This window comes from Streptomyces sp. NPDC058773, from assembly GCF_042746015.1.
Taxonomy (GTDB): domain Bacteria; phylum Actinomycetota; class Actinomycetes; order Streptomycetales; family Streptomycetaceae; genus Streptomyces.
Genome location: NZ_JBHYPE010000022.1, coordinates 1 through 22,940, shown reverse-complemented (window position 1 = coordinate 22,940; position 22,940 = coordinate 1). Strand labels below are relative to the sequence as shown.

General features: G+C 71.8%; 21 protein-coding genes. 13 read left to right on the top strand and 8 right to left on the bottom strand.

What is annotated here, in order from left to right:
- Position 1: 1 nt before the first annotated feature.
- Complete coding sequence (locus tag ACFW5B_RS20080; RefSeq protein ID WP_386440969.1) at positions 2-982, top strand: hypothetical protein; 981 nt, start codon at positions 2-4, stop codon at positions 980-982.
- A 26-nt stretch (positions 983-1,008) separates the two neighbouring features.
- Here the strand turns inward: ACFW5B_RS20080 and ACFW5B_RS20075 are convergent, their stop codons facing one another.
- The 3 genes from ACFW5B_RS20075 to ACFW5B_RS20065 all read right to left on the bottom strand — a co-directional run bounded on the left by ACFW5B_RS20075 (position 1,009) and on the right by ACFW5B_RS20065 (position 2,759).
- The gene (locus ACFW5B_RS20075; protein WP_042147532.1) at positions 1,009-1,218 is read right to left on the bottom strand and encodes a DUF5988 family protein; all 210 of its coding nucleotides are present in this window, start codon (positions 1,216-1,218) and stop codon (positions 1,009-1,011) included.
- Positions 1,219-1,285: 67 nt separating this feature from the next.
- Positions 1,286-1,858, bottom strand: a complete 573-nt coding sequence (locus tag ACFW5B_RS20070) for a Uma2 family endonuclease (RefSeq protein WP_386440965.1) — start codon at positions 1,856-1,858, stop codon at positions 1,286-1,288.
- Between the two features lie 94 nt (positions 1,859-1,952).
- Positions 1,953-2,759, bottom strand: a complete 807-nt coding sequence (locus ACFW5B_RS20065) for a hypothetical protein (protein ID WP_386440962.1) — start codon at positions 2,757-2,759, stop codon at positions 1,953-1,955.
- A gap of 215 nt (positions 2,760-2,974) precedes the next feature.
- Here ACFW5B_RS20065 and ACFW5B_RS20060 point away from each other — a divergent pair, with 215 nt between their 5' ends.
- The 9 genes from ACFW5B_RS20060 (at position 2,975) to ACFW5B_RS20020 (ending at position 12,357) form a co-directional block, all read left to right on the top strand.
- A complete protein-coding gene (locus tag ACFW5B_RS20060) occupies positions 2,975-4,477 on the top strand; it encodes an aldehyde dehydrogenase family protein (RefSeq protein ID WP_386440959.1) in 1,503 nt (500 codons plus the stop codon).
- A gap of 57 nt (positions 4,478-4,534) precedes the next feature.
- Positions 4,535-6,076 (top strand): GMC family oxidoreductase, encoded by a 1,542-nt coding sequence (locus ACFW5B_RS20055; protein ID WP_386440956.1) that lies wholly within the window; start codon positions 4,535-4,537, stop codon positions 6,074-6,076.
- Positions 6,076-7,209, top strand: a complete 1,134-nt coding sequence (locus ACFW5B_RS20050) for a glycine betaine/L-proline ABC transporter ATP-binding protein (protein WP_386440953.1) — start codon at positions 6,076-6,078, stop codon at positions 7,207-7,209. Before ACFW5B_RS20055 ends, ACFW5B_RS20050 begins: the two co-directional genes overlap by 1 nt.
- The gene (locus ACFW5B_RS20045) at positions 7,209-7,379 is read left to right on the top strand and encodes a hypothetical protein (protein ID WP_386440950.1); all 171 of its coding nucleotides are present in this window, start codon (positions 7,209-7,211) and stop codon (positions 7,377-7,379) included. The genes ACFW5B_RS20050 and ACFW5B_RS20045 overlap by 1 nt, the downstream gene beginning before the upstream one ends.
- Complete coding sequence (locus ACFW5B_RS20040; RefSeq protein WP_386440947.1) at positions 7,376-9,370, top strand: ABC transporter permease; 1,995 nt, start codon at positions 7,376-7,378, stop codon at positions 9,368-9,370. Before ACFW5B_RS20045 ends, ACFW5B_RS20040 begins: the two co-directional genes overlap by 4 nt.
- A 2-nt stretch (positions 9,371-9,372) precedes the next feature.
- Positions 9,373-10,365, top strand: a complete 993-nt coding sequence (locus tag ACFW5B_RS20035) for an ABC transporter substrate-binding protein (RefSeq protein ID WP_386440944.1) — start codon at positions 9,373-9,375, stop codon at positions 10,363-10,365.
- A 180-nt stretch (positions 10,366-10,545) separates the two neighbouring features.
- The gene (locus tag ACFW5B_RS20030) at positions 10,546-10,758 is read left to right on the top strand and encodes a hypothetical protein (RefSeq protein WP_386440941.1); all 213 of its coding nucleotides are present in this window, start codon (positions 10,546-10,548) and stop codon (positions 10,756-10,758) included.
- A 67-nt stretch (positions 10,759-10,825) separates the two neighbouring features.
- Positions 10,826-10,999 (top strand): hypothetical protein, encoded by a 174-nt coding sequence (locus ACFW5B_RS20025; RefSeq protein ID WP_386440938.1) that lies wholly within the window; start codon positions 10,826-10,828, stop codon positions 10,997-10,999.
- Between the two features lie 197 nt (positions 11,000-11,196).
- On the top strand, positions 11,197-12,357 hold the full coding sequence (locus tag ACFW5B_RS20020) for a trypsin-like serine peptidase (RefSeq protein WP_386440935.1): 1,161 nt from the start codon (positions 11,197-11,199) through the stop codon (positions 12,355-12,357).
- A 48-nt stretch (positions 12,358-12,405) separates the two neighbouring features.
- Here ACFW5B_RS20020 and ACFW5B_RS20015 read toward each other — a convergent pair whose 3' ends face one another.
- Together ACFW5B_RS20015 and ACFW5B_RS20010 are read right to left on the bottom strand one after the other, a co-directional pair.
- Positions 12,406-13,590 carry a M20 family metallopeptidase gene (locus ACFW5B_RS20015; RefSeq protein ID WP_386441182.1) on the bottom strand — a complete coding sequence of 395 codons (1,185 nt, stop codon included), beginning with the start codon at positions 13,588-13,590 and terminating at the stop codon, positions 12,406-12,408.
- Positions 13,591-13,949: 359 nt separating this feature from the next.
- A complete protein-coding gene (locus tag ACFW5B_RS20010; RefSeq protein ID WP_386440932.1) occupies positions 13,950-15,377 on the bottom strand; it encodes a PLP-dependent aminotransferase family protein in 1,428 nt (475 codons plus the stop codon).
- A gap of 46 nt (positions 15,378-15,423) precedes the next feature.
- Here ACFW5B_RS20010 and ACFW5B_RS20005 point away from each other — a divergent pair, with 46 nt between their 5' ends.
- On the top strand, positions 15,424-15,918 hold the full coding sequence (locus ACFW5B_RS20005; RefSeq protein WP_386440929.1) for a carboxymuconolactone decarboxylase family protein: 495 nt from the start codon (positions 15,424-15,426) through the stop codon (positions 15,916-15,918).
- Positions 15,919-16,066: 148 nt separating this feature from the next.
- Here the strand turns inward: ACFW5B_RS20005 and ACFW5B_RS20000 are convergent, their stop codons facing one another.
- Complete coding sequence (locus ACFW5B_RS20000; RefSeq protein WP_386440926.1) at positions 16,067-16,810, bottom strand: isocitrate lyase/phosphoenolpyruvate mutase family protein; 744 nt, start codon at positions 16,808-16,810, stop codon at positions 16,067-16,069.
- A complete protein-coding gene (locus tag ACFW5B_RS19995) occupies positions 16,807-17,331 on the bottom strand; it encodes a carboxymuconolactone decarboxylase family protein (protein ID WP_386440922.1) in 525 nt (174 codons plus the stop codon). Before ACFW5B_RS19995 ends, ACFW5B_RS20000 begins: the two co-directional genes overlap by 4 nt.
- Before the next feature lie 47 nt (positions 17,332-17,378).
- On the opposite strand from ACFW5B_RS19995, the gene ACFW5B_RS19990 reads away from it, so the two are divergent.
- Entirely contained in the window at positions 17,379-18,830 is a 1,452-nt protein-coding gene (locus ACFW5B_RS19990) for a PLP-dependent aminotransferase family protein (protein WP_386440919.1), read from the top strand.
- A gap of 31 nt (positions 18,831-18,861) precedes the next feature.
- Here ACFW5B_RS19990 and ACFW5B_RS19985 read toward each other — a convergent pair whose 3' ends face one another.
- On the bottom strand, positions 18,862-19,401 hold the full coding sequence (locus ACFW5B_RS19985) for a GNAT family N-acetyltransferase (protein ID WP_386440917.1): 540 nt from the start codon (positions 19,399-19,401) through the stop codon (positions 18,862-18,864).
- A 611-nt stretch (positions 19,402-20,012) separates the two neighbouring features.
- Between ACFW5B_RS19985 and ACFW5B_RS19980 the strand changes: the two genes are divergently transcribed.
- A partial coding sequence (locus ACFW5B_RS19980) for an Ig-like domain repeat protein (protein ID WP_386440915.1) occupies positions 20,013-22,940 on the top strand: 2,928 nt, incomplete at its 3' end.

Sequence of the window (22,940 nt, the reverse complement as noted above, 5' to 3'; positions counted from 1 at the left end):
CATGCCGCACGGCGGCCAGGCCCGCTGGAACAACGAGACCCAGCGCTGGGAGGACGGCACTCCACCCCCTGCCCCCTATACGGGGCCGATGCCGCCCCGGCCGACCTTCACGCCGTCGGGGGGCGGGCCCGAGGACGGCGGGCCCGACGCGCCTCCACCCGCTGCGCCGCCGGCCGGCCCGCGCCCGGCGGCCGCCGCGCCGCGCAGCACCTACCCCTACCCGCATCCCAGCTCGTACACCGCCGGCTTAGCGGACCCCGCGGCCGGCCCGTACACCACCGACCCGTATCTGAGCCCGGAATCCGGCACCGGCTACGCCCCCGCCGCCCGGCGTCGTACCGGACTGGTCGCCGGTGTGGCGGTGGCCGTGATCGCGGCGGCCGTCGGCGGTGGCTATCTGTTCTGGGGGCACGGCGACGACCGGGCCGACGCCCGCCCACCGGCCCGCAGCACGTCGTCCGCCTCGTCCGGTAGCGGCGCTTCGCAGTCCACCGGCGCCCCGGACAGCGCCACCCCCGCCCCCACCCTCACCGAGCTGCCGGACGGCTACCGCCTGGCCCACGACAAGAAGGGCTTCACCCTCGCGGTGCCCGGCACCTGGACGCGCAGCGAGCGCAAGACCGGGGTGTTCTACACCGCCCCGGACGACCGCGGACTGGTGCAGATCTTCGAGATCACCGATCCCGAGATGACCCCGCGCGAGGCGCTCCAGCAGGCTTCGGAGGGCCTGTCCGGCAACCCCGGCTACCAGGAGATCAGCCTGGAACCGCTGGGCTTCCCCGGCCCGGGCATAGACGCCAACCAACTGGTCTACGCCTATGACAGCAAGCGTCTCGGAACGCGCGTGAAGGTCGTCGACTGTGCCTTCACCGCCGCCGACGGCCGCCAGTTCGCGGTCCTCGTCCTGGGGCCCGAGGACGACTGGCCGCAGCAGGAGCAGGCCCAGGAGGTCGCGCTGCGGACCTTCGTGCCCCACACCTGAGCGGTGCGCACGGCCGGGCGGCGCCGCTATCCGGGCAGTTCGGTGCGCTCCCACCACTCGTAGACCGGCAGCGTCCCCTCGGAGGTCTTCTGCTGCCGACTGGTGGCCCGGAAGTGTTCATAGCCGTTACGGAACGGGATCTTCAGCTCGGTCCCGGGCGGATCGATCGGCACGATCCGCCCGGGGAACTCCTCGGGACCGCCTTCGAGCACTGCTTTCGCCGCGGTGTCAGCCATGCCTGCATTGTCGTCCGGGCGGCCGGCCGCGGCCCCTCCGGTTCGGCAGCCCGGGTGACGGGCGGGGTCAGTCGCGGGGGAAGTCGTCGGTGGAGAAGGTCAGGCCGACGACGGTGTCGGTGAGGTCGATCGGCTCGCCGTACGCGAGCGTGAGGTCGGCCTTGTAGTCGCCGTCCTGTGGGTGAGTGAAGATGCGGCAACGGCCGAGGTAAGGGTCGGCGATCAGGTAGACCGGGACCTCGGCGAGGGCGTAAGCCGTCTTCTTGGGGCCGTAGTCGTTCTTGCCGGTGCTCTCGGAAATCACCTCGGCGACGAACTCGATGTCCTGATAGCGCGGGCGGCCTTTGTCGTTCTTGGTGGCGCTCTCGGCCAGCGCCACCACGTCGGAGGCGAACCCGTTCAGATGGCCGGGGAAGTCGATGCGCACGTCGGACAGCACGCGCTTCTTCGGATACCGCCTCCGCAGATGTTCGACGATGTCCAGGATCGTCTCCCAGCGCGTGCCCCGCTGCGGCGCCATGTAGATGGTCCCCTCGACGATCTCAGCCTTGTAGCCCTCGGGGATGTGCATCTGCTCGAACATGTCGTCCAGCTCGCTACCACTGGCCATCTCGGTCCTGTCGGTCAGTTCGATGGTCACCGTGCCGCTCCTCCCCGCCGCCCGCGCGCCGTGGGTAGCCGCATGGTTCAACGATACGTATGTGCGAATGGTTACGTACCGCGACCAACAGGGTTCAGGCGCTCTGGGACCCCTGGAGCCGGTCCTCCAGTGCCGAGATGTCGACCGTGTCGCCGGGGGCGGGCGTCTTGGTGGAGACGGGGGTGTCGTAGTTGCTCAGCAGGATGGTGCCGGTCTGGTGGTCGACCTCGGCGGTGAGCTTGAGGGGGTAGTGCTTGCCGTCGATGGCCACGTAGAGGGTCTGGACGGCGCCCTGGGCCTTCTTGATGACGGGGAGGACGCGGGTGCCCTCGTGGGTGGTCGGGCGGCCCTTGGTGAGGGTGGGGGTGGCCGAGGGGGAGGGGGCGCCGGAGGGCGGTTTCGCCGGGGGGACCGCGGATTTCTGGAACGCGGTGAGGTCGCAGGCCGCGGAGAGGCTGCCGAGGAAGGCGTCCTTGGTGGTGCCGTGGAGGAAGGTGTCCTTGTATTTCTCGGCGGCGTCGCGGCCCTCGTTCCCGGGCAGCTGGCTCTTCCAGAAGGCGGCGTCCGGCTTCATCCAGACCTGGTTTCCGCGTTTGACGAGCTCGATGCGGCCGAGTGAGCCCTTGCTGATGGCGCCGGTGCAGTTGCCGGCGCGGTCCAGGGTGAGGTCGAGTTTGGTCGGATCGGCAGAGGTCTGGGTACGCAACCGCAGGGATTTCGCGGCGACGAGCTGGTGCAGGGAATCGTCGGAGATCTGCTGGGCCGATTTGTTCGCGAGGTCGCCCTCGCCGCCGTCCGGGTCCTCGGCCGCCGCGGCGCCGGTGCAGGCGGGCCCGGTGATCAGGGCCACTCCGCAGGTCAGGGCCGCGGTGGCGGTGGCGGCACGCCGTCTGCTGGTCATCTGGGTACCTCCGGTCCCGAGGGGAAAAGCAGCCTGGGACATACGGCTATTCAGGGTACGTACCGGGACATTGCGCCGCACGTTCAGTGAGTCGAGTCACTTTCCATGAACGTTTGGGCATAGGTCTGCGGCTTGGGGGGAGGGGTCCACGTTGCTGGTGACGCCAGTGGTTGCACCAGTGGGAACGAGATCGGTAAGCGGGAAGGCAGAACGACGTGTCGGCAATCGAGACCATTCACGTAGACGGGGTGTGGCGGGCCGCCGCATCCGGCGACACGCGGGAGGTCCTCGACCCCGCCGACGCGACGACGCTGGAGCTGGTGTCCGAGGGTGGTGCCGAGGACGCCGACGCGGCGGTCGCGGCCGCCCGCAAGGCCTTCGACGAGGGCGACTGGCCCCGTACGGCCGTCGCCGAGCGCTCCGCGCTGCTCCGCCGGGTCGCCGACCTGCTCCAGCGCGACCGCGAGGTGATCGCCCTCATCGAGAGCCGGGACACCGGCAAGACGCTGGAGGAGGGCCGGGTCGACGTCGATGACGTCACCAATGCCTTCCGGTACTTCGCCGACGTGGTGATGAACGAGAGCGGCGGCCGGGTGGTCGACGCCGGATCGCCGGATGTGCACAGCGTGGTCGTGCACGAGCCGGTCGGTGTCTGCTCGCTCATCACGCCCTGGAACTACCCGCTGCTCCAGGCCAGCTGGAAGATCGCGCCGGCCCTCGCGGCCGGCAACACTTTTGTGATCAAGCCCAGCGAGGTCACCCCGCTGTCGACCGTGCACCTGGTCAAGCTGCTGGTCGAGGCCGGGCTGCCGGCCGGGGTCGCCAACATCGTCACCGGCGCGGGACTCCCGGTGGGCCAGCGGCTCGCCGAGCACCCCGACGTCGACCTGTTCTCCTTCACCGGCGGTCTGGTCAGCGGTACGAAGGCGGGCGCGGCGGCGGTCTCCGGCGCCAAGAAGATCGCGCTGGAGCTGGGCGGCAAGAACCCCAATGTGGTCTTCGCCGACGCCTGCGCCACCGAGGAAGGCTTTGACACCGCCGTTGACCAGGCGCTGAACGCGGCCTTCATCCACAGCGGCCAGGTCTGCTCGGCCGGTGCCCGGCTGATCATCGAGGAGTCGGTGCGCGACCGCTTCGTCTCCGAGCTGGCCCGCCGCGCGGAGAAGATCAAGCTGGGCCGGGGCACCGAGGACGGTGTCGAGTGCGGTCCGCTGGTCTCCCAGCAGCAGCTCGACAAGGTCGAGGCGTATGTTGCCTCCGCCCTGGCCGAGGGTGCGCAGCTGCGCTGCGGCGGTGCCCGGCCCGAGCCGTCCGCCGTCCGCCCGGCCACCGGCTACTTCTACGCGCCGACCGTGCTCGACGGCTGCCACCGCGAGATGAAGGTGGTCCGCGAGGAGACCTTCGGCCCGATCCTGACGGTGGAGACCTTCACCACCGAGGACGAGGCCGTGGCGCTCGCCAACGACACCGAGTACGGCCTGGCCGGCGCGGTCTTCTCCGGCGACACCGCGCGCGCCCGCCGGGTCGCCGCCCGGCTGCGGCACGGCACGGTCTGGATCAACGACTACCACCCCTACCTCCCGCAGGCGGAGTGGGGCGGCTTCGGCAAGTCCGGGATCGGCCGGGAATTGGGTCCCACGGGTCTGGACGAGTACCGCGAGAGCAAGCACATTTACGAAAACCTCCGGCCGGAGCCGGTGCGCTGGTTCGCGGGCTGACCCCCGCCCTCCCTGGCACCACCCGCACCACGCACGTTGTAAGAAGGAGCACCCCCGATGCCTGTGTATGACTATGTCGTTGTCGGTGGCGGCACCGCCGGTTCCGTCATCGCCTCCCGCCTCACCGAGGACCCGGACGTCACCGTCGCCGTGATCGAGGGCGGCCCGTCCGACATCGACCGCGAGGACGTGCTGACGCTGCGCAAGTGGCTCGGCCTGCTCGGCGGCGACCTGGACTACGAGTACACGACCACCGAGCAGCCGCGCGGCAACTCGCACATCCTGCACAGCCGCGCCAAGGTGCTCGGCGGGTGCTCCTCGCACAACACCCTGATCTCCTTCAAGCCGCTGCCGTCCGACTGGGACGAGTGGGAGGCGGCGGGCGCGGCCGGCTGGGGTGCCAAGGAGATGGACCCCTACTTCGGCAAGCTGCGCAACAACATCGTGCGAGTGGCGAAGAAGGACCAGAACCAGATCGCCACCGACTGGATCGAGGCCACCAAGAGCGCCCTCGGCGTCCCCGAGGTCGTCGGCTTCAACGACAAGCCCTTCGACGAGGGCGTCGGCTTCTTCGACCTCTCGTACCACCCGGAGAACAACAAGCGCTCGTCCGCCTCCGTCGCCTACCTCCACCCGCACATGGAGGCCGGCGACCGCCCCAACCTCACGCTGATGCTGGAGACCTGGGCGCACAAGCTGGAGCTGGATGGCACCACCGCCAAGGGCGTCCACGTCCGTACGAAGGACGGCGAAGAGGTCTACGTCGAGGCCGCCCACGAGGTGCTGGTCTGCGCCGGCGCCGTCGACACCCCGCGGCTGCTGATGCACTCCGGCATCGGGCCGAAGAAGGACCTGGAAGCGCTCGGTCTGCCCTGTGTGCTCGACCTGCCGGGCGTCGGGGAGAACCTGATCGACCACCCGGAGTCGGTGATCGTCTGGGAGACCAACGGTCCGATCCCGGGCAACTCCGCGATGGACTCCGACGCGGGCCTCTTCGTCAAGCGGGACCCGGAGCACAAGGGCCCCGACCTGATGTTCCACTTCTACCAGATCCCGTTCACCGACAACCCCGAGCGGCTGGGCTACGAGCGCCCCGAGCACGGGGTGTCGATGACCCCGAACATCCCCAAGTCCCGCTCCCGCGGCCGCCTCTACCTCACCTCCGCGGACCCCGAGGTCAAGCCGGCCCTCGACTTCAAGTACTTCGAGGACGAGGACGACTACGACGGCCGGACCCTGGTCGACGGCATCAAGCTGGCCCGCAAGGTCGCCCAGGCCGAGCCGTTCGCCAAGTGGCTCAAGCGGGAGGTCTTCCCCGGCCCCGAGGTCACCGACGACGCGGAGATCAGCGAGCTGGTCCGCAAGGCGGCGCACACCGTCTACCACCCGGCCGGCACCTGCAAGATGGGCGCCGCCGACGATCAACTCGCCGTCGTCGACCCCGAGTTGAAGATCCGCGGACTGTCCGGCATCCGTATCGCCGACGCCTCTGTCTTCCCGACGATGCCCGCCGTCAACCCGATGCTGGGCGTGCTCATGGTGGGGGAGAAGTGCGCTGAACTGCTCCACAAGGCTCCGACCCAAGGAGGTGATGCGTGATGGCTACCACCTCCGCCGGCGCATCCGAGATACCCAACGCCCGTACGTCCAAGGACGCTTCCGCCACCGAGGCGTCCGACGGCCGTGACGTCGTCTTCTCCGTCCGGAACCTCTGGAAGGTCTTCGGCCCCAAAGCCGACCGCATCCCCGACGACTCCTCCGTCACCGAGCTGAGCGCCCAGGAACTGCGCGAGAAGACCGGCTGTGTGGCCGCCGTCCGCGATGTCTCCTTCGACGTCCACAAGGGCGAGGTCTTCGTCGTCATGGGCCTGTCCGGCTCCGGCAAGTCCACCCTCGTCCGCTGTCTGACCCGGCTGATCGAGCCGACCAGCGGCGCGCTGGAGATGGACGGCGAGGACGTCCGCGCCATGGACCGCACCACGCTGCGCGAACTGCGCCGCCGCCGCGCCGCCATGGTCTTCCAGCACTTCGGCCTGCTGCCGCACCGCACCGTCGTCGACAACGTCGCCTACGGCCTGGAGATCCAGGGCATGGGCAAGGCGGAGCGCCGCGAGAAGGCCAACGAGATGGTCGACAAGGTCGGCCTGGCCGGGATGGAGAAGCGCCGCCCCGGGCAGCTCTCCGGCGGTCAGCAGCAGCGCGTCGGCCTGGCCCGCGCGCTCGCCGTGGACCCCGAAGTCCTGCTCTTCGACGAGCCGTTCAGCGCCCTGGACCCCCTCATCCGCCGCGACATGCAGGAAGAGGTCGTCCGCCTGCACCGTGAAGAGGGCCGCACCATGGTCTTCATCACCCACGACCTCGCCGAGGCACTGCGGATCGGCGACCGGATCGCCCTGATGCGCGACGGGAAGATCGTCCAGCTCGGCACCCCCGAGGAGATCGTCGGCTCCCCGGCCGACGACTACGTCCGCGACTTCGTCCGCGACGTGCCCCGCGAGCAGGTGCTGACCGTGCGCCGCGCGATGCGCCCGGCCGAGGACGGCGAGGCCGACCAGGGCCCCGCGCTGAGCCCCGACACCCTGATCTCCGACGCCATCGAGGCGGTCGCCCGCTCCGGCGGCGCGGCCCGGGTCGTCGACGACGGCCGCTGCCTGGGCATCGTCGACCACGCCTGTCTGCTGAACGTGGTCGCCCGGGTCGACAGCCCGCAGCACGGCGAGGTGGCTGCCTGATGTACACCGCGACCACCCGCGGCGGCGCCCTCCGCGCCGTCGGCTCCAGAGCTCCCGCCGCCACGCCCCGCGCCCGGCTGCGCGCCGCCTGGCTGCGCCACTGGCGCGAGGCCCAGCGCTGCGCCGCACTGAACGTGCCCACCGGCACCGTGAAGAGGGGGCGCGCATGAGCACCGCAACCCCGGTTTCCGCGCGCGGCACCCTCGGCGTCGACACCCCCAAGGGCCCGGCCCGGGTCCTGATGGACCACCGCGGTCTCGCCAAGCTCCTGCTGCTCGCCGTCGCCGCGGCCGTCCTCGTCCCGCTGCTGGCCGCCAAGTACGGCGCCGCCTGGCCGTCCTCGCTGACCGTCGACGTCTCCGGCCCGCTCGGCAAGACCAGCGACTGGATCATCGACAACCGCGACAGCCACTGGCTGTTCGTCTACTTCCTCGGCCACCTCTCCAACGCCGTGGTCATCTCCGTACGCGCCGTCTATCTGCTGCTGCTCGCGCTCGGCTGGACGGGTGTGACGGCCGGTGTCACGCTGATCGCCTGGCGGGTGGCCGGTGTCCGCATCGCCGCGACCGCACTGATCTCCTTCCTGGTCAGCGGTCTGCTGGGGATGTGGGTCCCGACCATGCAGACGCTCGCGCTGATGGTCGTGGCGGTCGCCGCCTCGGTCGTCGTCGGCGCGCTGCTCGGTCTGGCCGCGGGCCTGTCGGACCGGCTGTTCCGGCTGCTGCGCCCGGTGCTGGACACCATGCAGGTGCTGCCGGCCTTCGCCTATCTCCTGCCCGTCGTGCTGGTCTTCGGCATCGGCGTCCCCGCCGCGCTGCTGGCCACCGTCATCTACGCGGCGCCGCCGATGGCGCGGCTGACCGCGCTCGGTCTGCGCAGTGCCGACCCGGGCGTCCTGGAGGCCGTCTCCTCGCTCGGTGCCACCGGCCGGCAGCGGCTGCTGACCGCCCGCCTCCCGCTGGCCCGCAAGGAACTCCTGCTCGGCGTCAACCAGTCGATCATGATGGCGCTGTCCATGGTCGTGATCGCCTCGATGATCGGCGCCGCCGGTCTCGGTGACCGCGTCTACCAGGCGCTCGCCTCGGTCGACGTCGGTGCCGCGCTCGCCGCCGCCATCCCGATCGTGCTGCTGGCCATCGTCATGGACCGCACCACGGCCGCGGCCGGTGCGCGTCTCGGCGCGGACACCTCCGCCACCGGCCCGGCGTGGCTGCGCGGCTGGCAGGCCTGGACCGGTATCGCCGTGGTCACCGCCGCGCTCGCGCTGGCCGGCCGGCTGACCGGCTCCCTGGTCTGGCCGGGTGCCTGGGCCGTGGACCTGGCCCGGCCCGTCAACGACTTCAAGGAGTGGATGGTCGACCACCTCTACTCCGGCGTCCCCGTCATCGGCGGCACCGCCGACTGGGCCGCGCACTTCACCAACTGGGTGCTCAACCCGCTGCGGGACGGCCTGACCGCGCTGCCGTGGTACGGCACGCTGCTCATCGTCGCCGCGCTGGCCTGGCTCATCGGCACCTGGCGCACCGCGCTGACCGCCGTCCTCGCGATGGCCGCCATCGGCGTGCTGGGCGTGTGGAAGCCGTCGATGAACACCCTGTCCCAGGTGCTCGCCGCACTGGTGGTGACCCTGGTTCTGGGCTTCGGCATCGGCGTCCTCGCCGCGGGCAGCAAGCGCCTGGAGGCGATCCTGCGCCCGGTCCTGGACGTCATGCAGACCATGCCGCAGTTCGTCTACCTCATCCCGGTGGTCGCGCTGTTCGCCGTGGGCCGTGCCCCGGCCGCCGCCGCTGCCGTCGTCTACGCGCTGCCCGCCGTCATCCGCATCACCACCCAGGGCCTGCGCCAGGTCGACCCCGGCGCCATGGAGGCCGCCCGCTCGCTGGGCGCCACCCGCTGGCAGATCCTGCGCCAGGTCCAGCTCCCGCTGGCCCGGCCGGCCCTGCTGCTCGCCGTCAACCAGGGCGTGGTCCTGGTCCTCGCCGTCGTCATCATCGGCGGTCTGGTCGGCGGCGGTGCCCTCGGCTACGACGTCGTCACCGGCCTCGCCACCGGAGACCTGGGCCTCGGCCTGGTCGCGGGCGTGGCCATCGTGTGCCTGGGCCTGATGCTCGACCGGGTCACCCAGCCCACGGAACGCCGTACGACGGGGAAGGGAGCCTGACCATGTCCCGTAAGCGCACCATGACCATCGGGACGGCCGCGCTGGCCGGCGCGGCGGCCCTCGCCCTCTCCCTGTCCTCCTGCGGCAAGGCCGACATGACCAAGCAGGCCTCGCCGTTCGCGGCGGCCAAGGGGTCCAAGTCGGTCACGCTGTCGGTGCAGACCTGGGTCGGCGCCCAGTCCAATGTGGCGGTCGCCAAGTACCTGCTCGAACACCGGATGGGCTACCACGTCGACACCGTCCAGGTGGACGAGATCCCCGCCTGGGACGCCCTGAGCCAGGGCCGGGTCGACGCGATCCTGGAGGACTGGGGCCACCCGGACCAGGAGAAGCGGTACGTCAAGGACAAGAAGACGATCACGGCGGGCGGCGGCAACGGCGTCACCGGCCACATCGGCTGGTATGTCCCCAAGTACTGGGCGGACAAGCACCCCGAGGTCACCAACTGGAAGAACCTCAATAAGTTCGCCGACCAGCTCCGTACGTCGGAGAGCGGCAGCAAGGGCCAGCTGATGGACGGTTCGCCGTCCTACGTCACCAACGACAAGGCGCTGGTGAAGAACCTCAAGCTCAACTACGAGGTCGTCTTCGCGGGCTCCGAGGCGGCGCAGATCACCCAGATCCAGCAGTCGGCCAAGCAGAAGAAGCCCTTCCTGACGTACTGGTACGAGCCGCAGTGGCTCTTCAACCAGGTGCCGATGGTGGAGGTCAAGCTCCCCAAGTACACCGACGCGTGTGCGGAGAAGGGCACGAAGGACCCCGAGTCCATCGACTGTGCCTATCCGACCACACCGCTCCAGAAGTACTTCAACACGGAGTTCGCCAAGAAGGGCGGCAGTGCCGCGGCGTTCCTGAAGAACTTCAAGTGGACCAAGGACGACCAGAACGAGGTCTCCGAATCCATCGCCTCGGGCGGCCTGTCCGCCGACGAGGCGGCGAAGCGCTGGGTGGAGAAGCACCCGGACGTCTGGAAGAAGTGGCTGCCCAAGAAGTAGCCGCCATACGGAGCACGCGTCATTCCGCGGGCAGTCGCACACACTGTGCGGCTGCCCGCGGGCGCGTTTCCGGGCCGCCGCGCGCCGGGCCTACCCGTTCGGGTGGCGGCGGGCGAACCGCCGCGCGGTGCGGCGCCCGGCACAGCAGGCTGGGCAGCCGTCACCGACGAAGGGCCCGCCATGCCGCTGCCGCCGAAATGCCCCACCCCCGACTGCGACGACTGGCTGTGGAAGGACACCGCGCACACCAACACCGACTGGGACAACTGGCGCTGGTGGTGCTGCCGTTGCCGCCAGCAGTGGTACCCCACGGCGGAGCAGCTCCAGGAGTTCCGCCAGGGCGCGAGCCGGCCCGCGCCCGCCCGCCGGGATCCGCGGTCGGCGCTGCGGTAGGCGGGGCGGGCGGCGGGGACGACGGGCCGCTGGTCGGTGCGGGCTACCTGCCGAGGAGCGCGCCCCGTTGTGCCCGCAGGCCTGGGCGATGCTGGACCCCGGCTGGTGGGCCCAGCTCAAGCCGCACTTCAGCGAGGGGTTCAGGGACCAGGGCGCCAAGGCGCAGCAGCAGGCGCACGACCAGCTGATCGCGGAGGCCAAGGCCCTCGCGCGGAAGCTGGACGAGATCCGCAGCGGGTAGTGAGCCGGCGGAGCCACCGGCCCGCCTTCCGGGGCGCGCCCCGGAAGGGAGGGAGTGCCGTGCGGCCGGGACCTGGTTGCCCGGCGGTCGTGGTGTGACGGCATAGTAGGGCGGAGCCCGATGAGGGACATGACAATTCACGGCGGCGACGGCGCTGTCCGCCCGGCGCCGCCCGTACCAGGGGGGACGCCCGCTCCATGCCATCCATCCGCCGCTCCACCGCCGCGGCCGCGGCACTCGTCGCACTGCTCGCGGGGACCACCACCGCCTGTGGCCCCGACGGCGACCGGGCCGCCGGCGGTGCGGCCGCCGACCACAAGGACCAGGCCGACGGGGGCTTCAAGCTCCCCAAGGACGCGCCGACCAGCCTGGACGACCTGAAGAAGTGGAAGGACGGCGGCTGGCAGGACTGGGACAAGTGGGCCCGGGACGCGGCGGATTTCGCCAACCCGGTCATCAAGGACCACTGGAAGTCGGACCGGCTGGCGAAGGCGAAGACCTCGCCGGAGATCGGCGTCAAGGCCACCGGCGCGGGCAGTGAGTTCGACGGCACCGACGCCGAACCGCAGCCGGTCACCGCCGAACAGGTCGCCCGGCCGTACCACCAGCACATGGCCCCGGTCGGCAAGATCTTCTTCGACAGCCCGAAGGGCCCGATGGTCTGCTCCGGCACGATCGTCGAGGACCCCGCGCACCCGGGCAAGTCCAACCTGGTGTGGACCGCGGGCCACTGTGTGCACTCCGGCAAGAAGGGCGGCTGGATGCGCAACATCGTCTTCGTGCCGTCCTACAACGACAACGGCGTGCCGATGAACCAGGTCAACAGCACGCCCTCGCAGCAGATCACCCCCTACGGCCGGTTCTGGGCCGACTGGATCACCACCTCCGGTGAGTGGATCAACATGGGCAGCGAGGAGAGCGGAAACGGCGGCTCCGCCTACGACTTCGCCGTGCTGCACGTCAAGCCGGAGAACGGCGGCGGCAAGTCGCTCCAGGAGACCGTCGGCAACGCCGCCCGGGTCTGGTTCAACGCCCCCGCCGCGAACCGGCTCAGCTCCCTGGACGCCTTCGGCTACCCGGCGGCTCCCCCCTACGACGGCGCACGCATGATGAACTGCCCCGCCCGCCCCGGCCGCCTCGTCATGCAGCAGGGCACCCCCGCCATGAACCGCATCGGCTGCACCATGACCGGCGGCACCTCCGGCGGCGGCTGGTTCGTCAACCGCGGCGGCAAGCTGACCCTGGTCTCCAACACTTCGATCAGCTCCAACGCCCACACCTGGCTGGCCGGCCCGCACCTGGGCCCGGAGGCCCAGCGCATCTTCGCCAACATCAGCCAGAAGTTCGCGAACCAGTAGGAGCCGCGGAGTCAGCGGCAGTCGCGGAGGCGGGCGCGGGCGTGCACCCTAGCGGCCGGACCCGGCGGGGAGGCCCCCCGGCCGGTGCGTCCGCTCCGCGATCCAGCCCGCCATCGCCCGTACGCCGACGCCGATGGCCCGCTCGTCCGGGGCGAAGTCCGGGTAGTGCGGATAGCCGGATGTGAGGGGTGCGCCGGGGGCACGTACACCGAGGAAGGTGTACGTGCCGGGGACGCGCTCCAGGTAGAGGGCGAAGTCCTCGCCGCTGAAGGGTGGGAAGGCGGCATGGAGCTCGGTCACGGCGCCCCGGCCCATGACGCGGCGCAGATGATGGGCGAGTGCGCGGGCGTCGCGTTCCGGGCAGACCATGGCGGGGAACGGCTCGGCCGGGAAGCTCACCCCGGCCCCCGCGCGGGAGCCGGCCAGCCGGCGGATGTCCTCGCGGACCTCCCGGTACCGTTCCTGCGGCCAGCAGCGGTAAGACACGCTCACCGCGGCATCCTGAGCGCCGGCGCGGACCGCCACGAAGCGAGCCAGCGGGCCGTCGGGCGTCTGGGCGTCGGTGAGCAGCCGTGCGATGTCGGCGGGTGTCTGCGGCGGGGTCACCGTGGCGAGTGCGCCGATCTCGGCGGCCAGCTGCCGTGCGGCAGCGGGCGCGTCCGGCCCCCGGAGAGTGATCTGCGCCTTGTCCTGGCCGGGCAGCCCGTAGCCCGGCGTCACCGCGAACTGGCCTACGGGGAACGGCCCGCAGTGCAGCGCGTGGATCTCCGCGACGCCGGTGCGCTCCAGTACGCCCGCGTCGATCAGCGCGCGGGCCCCGGACAGCGTCTCCTCGGCGGGCTGGAAGAGGAACACCACCGTTCCGCTCAGTTGGTGCCGCAGCCGCGCCAGGACCCGTGCGACGCCGAGGGCCACCGTGGTGTGGAGATCGTGTCCGCAGAGGTGGGCCGTCGCCGCGCCGCCCCCCACGATGCCCTTGGGCGGCACCGCGTCCATGTCCGCCCGGTACGCCACGGTCCGGCCCCGGTACGCACCGCGCAGGACGCCGACGACGCCGTGGCCGCCCACTCCGGCGGTGACGGTCAGCCCGGCCGCTCGTAGTTCGCGGGTCACCACGGCGGCGGTGCGCTGCTCCTGCCCTGGCATCTCGGGGTGCCGGTGCAGGTCCCGTCGCAGCTCGATCAGCCTCCGCCGGAGCCGCGTGACCTCTGCGTCCACCGCTTCCTGCCCCACGGCTCCGTGCGCGCCCGGCCGTTGCCTCCCGTCGGCCACGGCCCTCCCCGCGTTCCCCCACACCATGCCCGCACCGGCTGCCACCGCGCCGCCCAGCAGCGCGCGGCGCGCGAGAGCAGGCTCCCTGAGACGCTTCACCGTTCCCCCTTCATGATCCGTCAGGCGGTCTTCCAGGGCCTCCAACCGGGAAGTCGGTGCTCGGTGCCGCACGTTGTGCCGCCACCACCGGAAAACCTGTGTCTACACGATCGCCGCCCGCGGATGCCGTTGCCCATCCGGCGAGCCACCATGTGACGGTGGGGGAAACCCCCCATTCGTCGGGGGCTGCCACGAGCGCCGGGGCCAAGGCGAGACAGCCCTCACCCCAAATGCGCCAACGCCCGGCACAGCGCCTCCAAAGCGCCGGGGAAGGCGCTGTCGCTGGGCGTCGCATAGCCGACGACCAGGCCGTGGCGGGGGGCCGTGGTGGCCTGGGGGTGGCGGTAGCCGGACAGGGCGTCGAGGGCCAGACCGTGCCGGTGTGCCGCACGCAGGGCCGTGCGCTCGACCGATTCGTCTGCCCCGTCCGGGAGTTGGAGGACGGCGTGCAGGCCGGCGGCGATGCCGGTGACGGTCAGGTGCGGGGCGTGCGCGGCCACCGCGTCGATCAGCTGGTCGCGGCGCCGGCGGTAGCGCTGGCGCATCCGGCGGATGTGCCGGTCGTAGGAGCCGTGGGTGAGGAACTCGGCGAGGGTGAGCTGATCGGTGACGCCCGCCCACGCCTCGCGCTCGCCCTTGGCCTCCAGTACGGCGTCCACGAGGCGGTCGGGGAGCGCCATCCAGCCCAGGCGCAGCGCGGGGGAGAGGCTCTTGCTGACCGAGCCGATGTGGAGGACGTGCTCCGGATCGAGGCCCTGGAGGGCGCCGATGGGCTTGCGGTCGTAGCGGAACTCGCCGTCGTAGTCATCCTCGATGACGTAACCGCCGCTCTCCCGTGCCCAGTTGATGACCGCGGCGCGACGGTCGGGGTGCAGCGGCACGCCCAGCGGGAACTGGTGGGCGGGGGTGAGGAGTACCGCCTTGGTGTCGTCGTGGGACGTCAACTCCTCGCACTGGGCGCCGTGTTCATCGACACCCAGGGGGTGGGTGCGGAGGCCTGCCGTGGCCAGGAGGTGGCGGTGGAAGGCGAGGCCGTACGACTCGACGGCGAGGGGGCCGGGGAGCACGGCGGGCAGTAGCAGCCGCAGTGCGTGGGCGAAGCCGGAGCAGATCACCAGGCGTTCGGGGTCGGTACGTACGCCACGGGTGCGGGCCAGGTAGTCGGCGAGGGCGCGGCGCAGCTCGGGACGGCCCCGGGGGTCGCCGGGGCCGAACGCGTCGTGCGGGGCGGCGGTCAGCGCGCGGCGCGCGGCGGCGAGCCAGGCGGTACGCGGGAAGGACGCGGCGTCCGGCTGCCCCTGGAGGAGGTTGTGCGGGGGGCGGTTCGCCGAGGCGTGGGGGGCCGGGGCCCGGGTGGGCGCCGGCGGCTGTGCGCGGTGGGCCACCCGGGTGCCGGAGCCCTGCCGGGCGCTGAGCCAGCCCTCGGCGACCAGTTCGGCGTAGGCGTCGGCGACGGAGTTCCGGGCGAGGCCGAGGTCGGCGGCGAGGGAGCGGTAGGGCGGCAGTCGCGTACCGGGGGCGAGACGGCCCGACCGTATCGAGTCCCGCAGCGCCCGGATCAGGGCGGCGCGGCGGCTGCCGGGCCCGGTCAGCTCCAGATGCAGGTCGGCGCCCAGGCTCTCGGCGGGATTGACCCATGATTCCGGCATGGAAATGCACCCTACAGCCGGTCACCTGCTCTTCTAGATTCAAGGCATGACGAATGACGTGATGAGTGACGCGACGAATGTAGGGGCGGGGCGCCGTGCCCGGGTGAACTTCGCCAAGGCCGCGCCGAAGGCGTTCAAGGCGCTGATCGGGTTCGACGCCGCGGCCCGGGAGGGGCTCGACCCGGCCCTGGTGGAACTGGTCCAGATCCGTTCCTCGCAGCTCAACAAGTGTGCGTACTGCCTGCACATGCACACCACCGACGCCCGCAAGGCCGGTGAGAGCGAGGAGCGGCTGCACATGGTCGCCGTCTGGGAGGAGGCCGCGCACTTCTTCACCCCGAAGGAGCGGGCGGCCCTCGCCCTCACGGAGGCCGTGACGCTGGTGGCGCAGGGCGGCGTCCCGGACGAGGTCTACGACCGGGCCGCCGCCCACTTCGACGAGCCGGAGTTGGCCCGCCTGCTGGCCCTGATCTTCACCATCAACACCTGGAACCGGCTGGCCCTCAGCACGGGCAAGGTGGCGGGGACGGACGAGCGGTAGGGGACGCCCGACCCGGTCGGCCTCAGGCCTCCGCCGCGCGCTCCCCGTCGAGCTGCCCGCTTTGCCTGCCCAACTCCTCGCCGAGCTGTCCGCGTTCGCTGCCCTACTCCCCGCCCGACTCCCCGTCGAGCTGTCCGCGTTCGCTGCCCTACTCCCCGCCCGACTCCCCGGCCAGTTCCTCCCGCAGGCGCTCCGCGATCCCTGTCACTGCCGCCATCGCCCGTTGCTGGAGTCCCGGGCCGAAGGTGATCCGGGAGGCGCCCAGGGCGCCGAGCGCGCGTGGGGACGGGCCGTCCGGTGTCACCACGGCGTTGACCGGGAGACCGATGGCGGCGGCGAGGCCGGCCAGGTGGGGCGGCGGGGCGAGGATCGGGTAGACGCAGTCGGCGCCGGCAGCCGCGTAGAGGCGGCCGCGGCGGATGGCCTCCTCCTGGTCGCGGACGCCGCGCAGGTAGGAGTCGATCCGGGCGTTGATCACCAGGGCGTCACCCGCCTCGGCGCGTACCGCCGCCAGCCGGTCGGCCTGCTGGTGCGCGTCCCGCAGGGTGCCGGTGGTGTGGTCGGTGTCCTCCAGATTGCAGCCCACGGCGCCGGCGTCCAGGAGCCGTGCCACCAACTCCTCGGCGGACAGCCCGTATCCGGCCTCCACGTCCGCCGAGACCGGGATGTCGACGGCCCGGACGATGCGGGTGACGGCGGCGAACATCTCGTCGGCCGGGGTCGCGCCGTCCTCGTAACCGAGGGACGCCGCGATGCCCGCGCTGGGTGTGGCGAGCGCGCTGAACCCGGCGTCGGCGAAGACCCTGGCCGAGGCGGCGTCCCAGGGGCCGGGCAGGACCAGTGGCAGATCCGGGCCGTGGTGGAGCGCGCGCAGCGCCGCGGCCGTGGTCATGCGCGGCCCGGTGTCATACGGGTGGAGACGCCGAAGCGGTTCCAGGCGTTGATGGTGGTGATCAGGGCGATGAGGCGGGCGAGCGTGGCGTCGTCGAAGTGGGCGGCGGCGCGGTCGTACACCGCGTCCGGGACGAAGCCCTCGGTGAGCAGGGTGATCGCCTCGGTGAGGGCGAGGGCGGCCCGTTCCTGGTCGGTGTAGTGGGCGGCGGCCTCCTCCCAGGCGTCGAGGAGGTAGATGCGCTGCTCGGTCTCGCCGGCCTTGCGGGCGTCCTTGGTGTGCTTGTCGATGCAGAACGCGCAGTGGTTGAGCTGCGACGCCCGGATCTTGACCAGTTCGACCAGCGTCGGGTCGAGGTCCTGCCTGGCCGCCGTGTCCAGCGCGAGCATGGCCTGGTAGACCTCCGGCGCGAGCTGCGCCCAACGCACCCGGGGGCCGTGCCGGTGCGTCGCCCCCGCGGCCGGTGCCTGCTCCGCTGCCTGAGCCGTCGGTGTCGTCGATTTCGTCGGTGCCGTCGTCATGCTGTCGACGCTACGGCGGCAATGGCACAGCGGTATGGTCCACTTCCATGGGGAATTCCTGGGCCACTTTCGGTCGCGATCTGCATCTCGACCTCACCGGCCCCGGCGGGCTGCGGGCCGCGCTGCTGCGCGCCCTGCGGGACGCCGTACGGTCCGGCCGGCTGGCCCCCGGCACCCGGCTGCCGTCCTCCCGCTCGCTCGCTGCGGACCTCGGCATCGCCCGCAACACCGTCGCCGACGCCTACACCGAACTGGTCGCCGAGGGCTGGCTCAGCGCCCGCCAGGGCTCCGGCACCCGCGTCGCCTGGGAGCACCTCCCGGGCGGCGTCCGCGGCCGGGTCCTGCCGAGCGGTACGCCCACCGCGCCGCGGCGCACCCGGGGCCCGGCCACCCGCGCCGACCGGCCGCGCTTCGACCTCACCCCCGGCACCCCCGATGTCTCCGCCTTCCCCCGCACCGCCTGGCTCGCCGCCGCCCGCCGCGCGCTGACCGCTGCCCCCAGCGAGGCCTTCGGCTACGGCACCCCGAGCGGCCGCCCCGAACTCCGCACCGTCCTCGCCGACTACCTCGCCCGCGCCCGCGGGGTCCGCGCCGACCCCGACCGCATCGTCCTCTGCGCCGGCTTCATGCAGGGGCTGGCGCTGCTCGGCCGGGCGCTGGCCCCCGGGCGGCTGGCCGTCGAGTCGTACGGTCTGGACTTCCACCGCGACGTCCTCGCCCGCGCCGGCCTGGGCACCGTCCCGCTCACCGTGGACGAACGCGGCGCCCGTACGGAGGAGCTGGCCGGGCTCGCTGACGTACGGGCGGCACTGCTCACCCCCGCCCATCAGTTCCCCACCGGCGTACCGCTGCACCCCGACCGCCGTGCCGCCGCCGTCAACTGGGCGCGGGCCACCGGGGGTTTCGTCCTGGAGGACGACTACGACGGCGAGTTCCGCTACGACCGCCAGCCGGTCGGCGCCCTCCAGGGACTGGACCCCGACCATGTCGTCTACCTGGGCACCGCGAGCAAGAGCCTCGCCCCCGCGCTGCGGCTGTCCTGGATGGTGCTGCCGGACCGCCTGGTCGACCCGGTGCTCGCGCTCAAGGGCACCGGCGAATGGCAGTCCGGGACGCTGGACCAGCTCACCCTCGCCGAGTTCCTGTCCTCGGGCGCCTACGACCGCCATCTCCGCGGGATGCGGATGCGCTACCGGCGCCGCCGCGACCAGCTGGTGGCCGCGCTGGCCGACCGTGCGCCTCACGTCCGGGTGTCGGGCATCGCCGCCGGGCTGCACGCCGTGCTGGAACTCCCGCCCGGCACCGAGCAGTCCATCGTCCGGGCCGCCCGCCGGCAGGGCCTCGCCCTGAGGGGCCTGAGCAGCTTCCACGACCCCACCGCCCCGCAGCCCGCCCGTGACGGCCTGGTCGTGGCCTACGGCACCCCGCCCGACCACTCCTTCGCCAACACCCTGGACGCCCTGCTCAGGGCGCTGCCACCGGGGGAGGAGGGGCAGTAGGGGGAGCGAGGAACGCGAGGGAGGCGGCTCCTCACAACTGCCGTACGAAGCACACCCGGTCGAGCCCCGGCCCGTCGTAGTCGCCGTGCACCGGGACGCCGTCGTCGTCGATCCGGTCACCCGGCTCCAGCTCGAAGCCCATCCGGGAGTGGTAGGCGATGGAGTTGCGGTTGTTGGGGCTGGTGATGCAGCGGACCTGGTTACGGCCGGCCGCGCGGGCCGTGGCGAAGAAGCGGTCGTAGAGGATGCTGCCGATTCCCTCCCGCCGTCCGTCCGGGCACACGCCGACGAAGTGGATGTACGCGGCCCTGGGGTCCGTCTGGGAGAGGAAGCCGATCAGAAAGGCGTGCAGGGTCCGGTCGGGCCGCTCGACCAGGAAGCTGGTGTCGGCGAAGTGCTGGAGGAAGAGCCGCGGTACGAGCAACTGGCGTTGCAGCGCGCCGGCTTCACCGCCGAGGCCGTCCCACCAGTCGGCCAGGGCCTGCTGCAGCTGTGCGTGGTCCGCGGGGACCGGGCGGCGCAGTGTCAGATCTCCGGGCAGCCGTTCCGGTACCCGGGGGTGCTCTGTCATGGTCTGGCTCCTCCTCCGCCTGGCGGAAAATCGTCCGTCGCCTCGCCAACTACCTTGCCAGAAAGGCACATTGCGGCGACAAAGAGGGGGAGGCGCGGCCCCGCTCACCGGGCCCCGATGTGCATTGCCCGAGCAAATCAAGTGAGGGGTTGAGGGCGCCCCGAGGCTCCCCGGGCTCTCCGTGGCTTCCGGTGCCGCTTTCCTGCCCCGCGTGCGTCCCGGCGCCAACTGCGCCGTGGTGCAACGGCGTTGGGCGTGGTGACCGGACCGTTTTCGATCCCGTCCCGTACTGGCCTGTGTCACCCGTGCTGACACAGGTCACATCCGTGCCCTGCGGCGCGCGCCCCGTTGCCGTCCGGGCGCCACTTCGCGCTGCGCCGTTCGGGGGAAATGGGTGTGACGGCTATGGCGTGGCGGCGCGGTGGGCGCGCCTACTGATGCTAACGACCGGCGGGTTGCCTACCTGGCGGGGGCCTTGGTGTGCAGATGCGAATCCCGTCGGCTGTCATGCCCGAGCCCGCGCGTCAGGTTGATGCCCACTTCCCGCAGAAACACGAGCTCCGCGGGGAGCTGAACGGCCCGCCATCATCCAGCAACCGGAGGGCCAGAGCATGGCACCCACCTTTACTTTGACGTCCGCATCGCCAAATCCAGCGGCTTTCGGGCAGCCGGTGACCTTGACCGCCACCGTCATCCCGCTGGGCCTGGGAACACCCACCGGCACCGTGACCTTCGTCGTGTCCGGCGGGCCCACCGTGACCGCCCCGCTGATCGGTGGCACCGCGACCGTCACCACGAGCGGCATCCCCGTCGGTTTTCATACCTACACCGCGCACTACAACGGCAGCCTCTTCTTCTCATCGTCCACCGGCACCGGGTCGGTGACGGTGGTCAAGGCATCGACCACCACCGTGGTGACCTCGTCGCCCGACCCGTCGAACTCCGGGCAGACGGTCGCCATCACCGCCACGGTCTCGCCGGTCGCACCCGGCGCGGGCACCCCGACCGGCACGGTCACCTTCGTCATCGCCGGTGGCGGGGGCGGCACGCTGACCGCTCCGCTCTCCGGCGGTTCGGCGACCGTCACCACCAGCAGTCTCACTCCCGGCACCCATCTCATCACCGCCACCTACAACGGCAATGCGCAATTCAATTCCTCGTCCGGCACCGACACGCAGACGGTGCAGCAGGTCCTGGCACCGACGACCACCACGGTCACCTCGTCGCCCGACCCGTCGGTCTTCGGACAGCCGGTGACCTTCACGGCCACCGTCGTTCCCGTCCCGCCCGGTTCGGGCACCCCGACCGGCACGGTGACCTTCGCCATCTCCGGCGGCCCGACGCTGCTCGCGACGCTGTCGGGCGGCACGGCGAGCATCACCACCAGCAGTCTCGGCGTGGGCCCCCACACGGTGACCGCGACCTACAACGGCAGCGGCAGCTTCGCGTCGTCGAGCGGTACGGACACCCAGACGGTCATCAAGGCCTCGACGACCACCACCGTCACCTCGGCGCCGGACCCGTCGGCGGTCGGCCAGCCGGTGACGTTCACCGCCACGGTCGCCCCGCTGCCGCCGGGCGCGGGCACCCCGACCGGCACCGTCACCTTTGTCATCTCCGGCGGTCCGACGCTGACCGCGACGCTCTCCGGCGGCACGGCGAGCGTCAGCACCAGCGCCCTTTCCCCCGGTACCCATGCCGTCACCGCGACGTACAGCGGCGACGGCAACTTCAACTCCTCGGTCGGCACGGACAGTCAGACGGTGGGCCAGGCGTCGACCACCACCACGGTCACCTCGGCGCCCGATCCGTCGGTGGTCGGTCAGCCGGTGACGTTCACGGCGACGGTTGCTCCGGTGGCGCCGGGTTCGGGGACGCCGACCGGGACGGTCACCTTTGTCATCAGCGGCGGCCCGACCTTGACCGGGACGCTGTCGGGCGGGACGGCGAGCGTCAGCACCAGCGCGCTGAGCGCGGGTACGCACACGGTCACCGCGACCTACAGCGGCGACGCCGGCTTCGCCTCGTCGGTCGGCACGGACACCCAGACCGTGGGTACGGCCGCCACGACCACGACGGTCACCTCGTCGCCGGACCCGTCGGTGGTCGGCCAGTCGGTGACGTTCACGGCGACGGTTGCTCCGGTGGCGCCGGGTTCGGGGACGCCGACCGGGACGGTCACTTTTGTCATCAGCGGCGGCCCGACCTTGACCGGGACGCTGTCGGGCGGGACGGCGAGCGTCAGCACCAGCGCGCTGGGCGTCGGTACGCACACGGTCACCGCGACCTACAGCGGCGACGCCAACTTCACCGGTTCCAGCGGGACCGACACCCAGACCGTGGGCCAGGCGTCGAGCACCACCACGGTCACCTCGTTCCCCGACCCCTCCGTGGTGGGCCAGACGGTCACCTTCACCGCCTTTGTGGGGCCGGTGTTCCCGGCCGGCGGAGTCCCGACCGGAACCGTCAGCTTCGTCATCACCGACGGGGTCACCACGGTGAGCCTCACCGGCACCCTCGACAGCGCCGGAGTGGCGACCGTCAGCACCAACGGGCTGGTCACGGCGGGCACGTACACCGTCACCGCCACCTACGGCGGCGACGCCAACTTCGCCGGCTCCAGTGACACCGACACCCAGACCGTCATCCCGGCGCTGACCACCACCACGGTCACCTCGTCGCCGGACCCGTCGGTGGTCGGTCAGCCGGTGACGTTCACGGCGACGGTCGCCCCGGTGGCGCCGGGCACGGGGACCCCGACCGGCACGGTCACCTTCGTGATCGCCGGTGGTCCCACGCTCACCGGGACGCTCTCGGGCGGCACCGCGAGCGTCACCACCAGTGCGCTGAGCGCCGGCACCTTCCCGGTCACGGCGACGTACGGCGGCGACGCCAATTTCACCGGCTCGGTCGGGACCGACACGCAGACCGTGACCCAGGCAGCGACGACCACGAACGTCTCGTCGGCGCCGGACCCGTCGGTGTTCGGTGAACCGGTGACGTTCACGGCCACCGTCGCCCCGGTGTCGCCGGGTTCGGGCACCCCGACCGGCACGGTCACCTTCGCCGTCACCGGCGGCCCGACGCTGACCGGCACGCTGTCCGGCGGCACCGCGACCGTCACGACCAGCGCACTGGGCGTCGGTACGCACACGGTCACCGCGACCTACAGCGGCGACGCGAACTTCTCGTCCTCGGTCGGCACGGACACCCAGACCGTGGGCCAGGCGTCCACGACCACCACGGTGTCGTCGTCGCCGGACCCCTCGGTGTCCGGGGAGCCGGTGACCTTCACGGCCACCGTCGCGCCGGTCGCACCCGGCGCGGGGACACCCACCGGCACCGTCACCTTCGTCGCCACCGACGGCGTGACCTCGGTGACCCTGACCGGCACCCTCAGCGGCGGTACGACCAGCGTGACCACCAGCGGGCTGGTGACCACGGGCACCTACACCGTGACCGCGACCTACAGCGGTGACGCCAACTTCTCGTCCTCGGTCGGCACGGACACCCAGACCGTGGGCCAGGCGTCCACGACC

What these genes read in the sequence shown, in the direction of transcription:
- ACFW5B_RS20045 (WP_386440950.1), top strand. Translation starts at nt 7,209, where the DNA reads ATGTACACCGCGACCACCCGCGGCGGCGCCCTCCGCGCCGTCGGCTCC.
- ACFW5B_RS20030 (WP_386440941.1), top strand. Translation starts at nt 10,546, where the DNA reads ATGCCGCTGCCGCCGAAATGCCCCACCCCCGACTGCGACGACTGGCTG.
- ACFW5B_RS20020 (WP_386440935.1), top strand. Translation starts at nt 11,197, where the DNA reads ATGCCATCCATCCGCCGCTCCACCGCCGCGGCCGCGGCACTCGTCGCA.
- ACFW5B_RS20000 (WP_386440926.1), bottom strand. Translation starts at nt 16,810, where the DNA reads ATGACCACGGCCGCGGCGCTGCGCGCGCTCCACCACGGCCCGGATCTG.
- ACFW5B_RS19985 (WP_386440917.1), bottom strand. Translation starts at nt 19,401, where the DNA reads ATGACAGAGCACCCCCGGGTACCGGAACGGCTGCCCGGAGATCTGACA.
- ACFW5B_RS20050 (WP_386440953.1), top strand. Translation starts at nt 6,076, where the DNA reads ATGGCTACCACCTCCGCCGGCGCATCCGAGATACCCAACGCCCGTACG.
- ACFW5B_RS20055 (WP_386440956.1), top strand. Translation starts at nt 4,535, where the DNA reads ATGCCTGTGTATGACTATGTCGTTGTCGGTGGCGGCACCGCCGGTTCC.
- ACFW5B_RS20080 (WP_386440969.1), top strand. Translation starts at nt 2, where the DNA reads ATGCCGCACGGCGGCCAGGCCCGCTGGAACAACGAGACCCAGCGCTGG.
- ACFW5B_RS20010 (WP_386440932.1), bottom strand. Translation starts at nt 15,377, where the DNA reads ATGCCGGAATCATGGGTCAATCCCGCCGAGAGCCTGGGCGCCGACCTG.
- ACFW5B_RS20075 (WP_042147532.1), bottom strand. Translation starts at nt 1,218, where the DNA reads ATGGCTGACACCGCGGCGAAAGCAGTGCTCGAAGGCGGTCCCGAGGAG.
- ACFW5B_RS20040 (WP_386440947.1), top strand. Translation starts at nt 7,376, where the DNA reads ATGAGCACCGCAACCCCGGTTTCCGCGCGCGGCACCCTCGGCGTCGAC.
- ACFW5B_RS20035 (WP_386440944.1), top strand. Translation starts at nt 9,373, where the DNA reads ATGTCCCGTAAGCGCACCATGACCATCGGGACGGCCGCGCTGGCCGGC.
- ACFW5B_RS19990 (WP_386440919.1), top strand. Translation starts at nt 17,379, where the DNA reads ATGGGGAATTCCTGGGCCACTTTCGGTCGCGATCTGCATCTCGACCTC.
- ACFW5B_RS20065 (WP_386440962.1), bottom strand. Translation starts at nt 2,759, where the DNA reads ATGACCAGCAGACGGCGTGCCGCCACCGCCACCGCGGCCCTGACCTGC.
- ACFW5B_RS19995 (WP_386440922.1), bottom strand. Translation starts at nt 17,331, where the DNA reads ATGACGACGGCACCGACGAAATCGACGACACCGACGGCTCAGGCAGCG.
- ACFW5B_RS20005 (WP_386440929.1), top strand. Translation starts at nt 15,424, where the DNA reads ATGACGAATGACGTGATGAGTGACGCGACGAATGTAGGGGCGGGGCGC.